Below are 2,169 nucleotides of genomic sequence, written 5' to 3'. Positions count from 1 at the left end.
TCGCCTGCTGCTTGACCGGCGAGCGGCTCAGATAGGGGTAGAGGCGTTCCAGCAGTCGCGCGCGTCGGGCGGATGCGGGCTGCCGCCCCCAGAAGCGGCGGACCTTGCCTTCACGGAACAGGTCGTAGCCGGCGAACATCTCGTCGGCCCCCTCGCCGGTCAGCACGACCTTGATGCCATGTTCGCGCACCAGCCTCGAGAGAAGGAACAACGGCGCCGGCGCGGTCCTGAGAATCGGACGCTCGGCATGACGGATCACATCCGGGAAGATGTCGGCGATGTCACCGCGCGAAACCATCACCTCGTGGTGCTCGCCGCCGCTCGCACCGGCAACCAGCCGCTGGTAACGGGTTTCATCATATTCGGCGTCAGCAAAACGCAACGAGAAAGTCTGGAGCGGCGCGCCGGCGAAGCGCCTCCCGAGCATGGCGACAAGTGAGCTGTCGAGCCCGCCGGAAAGGTAGCAGCCGACCGGCACGTCCGCCTTGACCATTCTAAGCGCCGTCGCGGCCTGCAAGGCGCCGCGCACTTCGTCCACCGCATCCTCCAGCGAGCCCCTGAAGGTGCCATGGGCCAGGTCCTCGCTCTCGGGATAGCAAGGTTTCCAGAAAGCGTGCTCACGAACGCTGCCATTGTCATAGATGCGGACATGGCCGGGGGTAAGTTCCTGTATCCCCTGAAATACGCCTTGCGGCGGTACGACCGTCCACAGCGTGAAAGTCTGGTCGACCCCCGCCGGATCGAAGGCCCGCGGTATCGCCGGGTCGGCTGCGAAGATGGCCTTAACTTCGCTGGCGAAATGCAGGCGGCCAGCGTGTTCGCACAAATGCAGCGGGCAGATGCCGAACCGATCGCGCGACAGGACGAGGCGGCCTATCAGCGAGTCCCAAATGGCGAGTGCCCATTGCCCGTTCAGCCGCTCGAACGCGCCCACACCCCAGGCGCGGTAGGCATGCACGACGACCTCCGTATCGCTGCGGGTGCGGAAACGATGTCCCAGGGCTATGAGTTGGTCACGCAGCTCGACGTAATTGAAGATCTCGCCGTTGAAGACGATCCAGGTGGTATTGCCTGTGTCGGCGAGAGGCTGCTGTCCGGTCGAGAGATCGATGACCGACAGGCGGGTATGCGCCAGCCCCGCTCGCCTGTCGCGGTAAAGGCCGCTTTCGTCCGGACCTCGATGGGAGAGCGCGGCTGCCATTCGTAGAAGCGCGGCTCGTGAAGGAGGCTCCGCAGCCGCGTTCAGCGCCACAATTCCGGCGATGCCGCACATGGGTCAATCCCTGTCCATCGCAGCGGGCAGCTGCGGCCGTGCGTGAAGATAGCGGGCGGCGCGGCGTTTGCTGACGATATCCTTATAGACCTTCTCGACCTGCTCGGCGGTGAGGCCAGCGGCGGCGGCAACCACGCCGGCCGAAATTCCGTGATTCATGCCATAGAGGCACAAATCCATCAACTGATAGGGCAAAGCGAAGTAGAACTCCTCCTGGGTTTGCGCCATGGAAAACGTGTCCGTGGTCGGCGGCCTTGTTCGGACCTCATTGTCAATACCGAGATACTCCGCCAGCTGGTAAACCTGGGTCTTGTAGAGATGGACGATAGGCATCACATCGGCGATGCCGTCGCCCTGTTTGACGAAGAAGCCCTGGTCATATTCGAGCCGGTTTGGCGTGCCTGCCACTGCATAGTTGAGGCGGTCCGCATGATAATACTCGGTCATCTTGCGAACCCGCTGCTTGTAGTTGGTGGCAGCGACGATCTGCAGGTAAGCCGCCGGCGACAGACGCACGGTGTCGATCTTTCCGTGCGGATCCTCGACCGTAAGGCGCGTGATATTGAGGCCGCTGCTCTCCAGCACCGATGCCATGACCAGCTTGCATTTCCAGCCTTCGCCATATCCAGGGACGGCAGTTCGGATGGCCTCGATCTGTCGGGCGTATGCGCCGATGCCTTCAAGCGCCGGCTCGATATCTTCAAGGATTGTGTCGATGCCAAGCTGCCCGGCGACACTGCGGCCAAGCCTCAACGAGTCGCCTGACGAATGGCGCTCCGGCATGAACAGGCCGAGCACCTTGTCCTTCCCGAACGCCCGTGCGCACAGCGTTGCGACGACCGAACTGTCGATGCCTCCGGAGAGCCCGACGACCACTCCGCGACGCCGTTGTGTGC

2 protein-coding genes are annotated in these 2,169 nt (G+C 63.1%); both read right to left on the bottom strand.

What is annotated here, in order from left to right; all coding sequences use genetic code 11:
- A partial coding sequence (asnB, locus tag EN893_RS30265; RefSeq protein WP_128362034.1) for an asparagine synthase (glutamine-hydrolyzing) occupies positions 1 to 1,273 on the bottom strand: 1,273 nt, incomplete at its 3' end.
- Between the two features lie 3 nt (positions 1,274 to 1,276).
- The coding region (gene nadE, locus EN893_RS30260; RefSeq protein WP_128362033.1) for an NAD(+) synthase at positions 1,277 to 2,169 on the bottom strand (893 nt) is incomplete at its 5' end.

Origin of the sequence: Mesorhizobium sp. M7A.F.Ca.CA.004.04.2.1 (assembly GCF_004022825.1) — a bacterium.
GTDB lineage: Bacteria > Pseudomonadota > Alphaproteobacteria > Rhizobiales > Rhizobiaceae > Mesorhizobium.
Note: the sequence above shows the minus strand (reverse complement) of the source record. Positions and strands in the feature narration are given on the sequence as shown.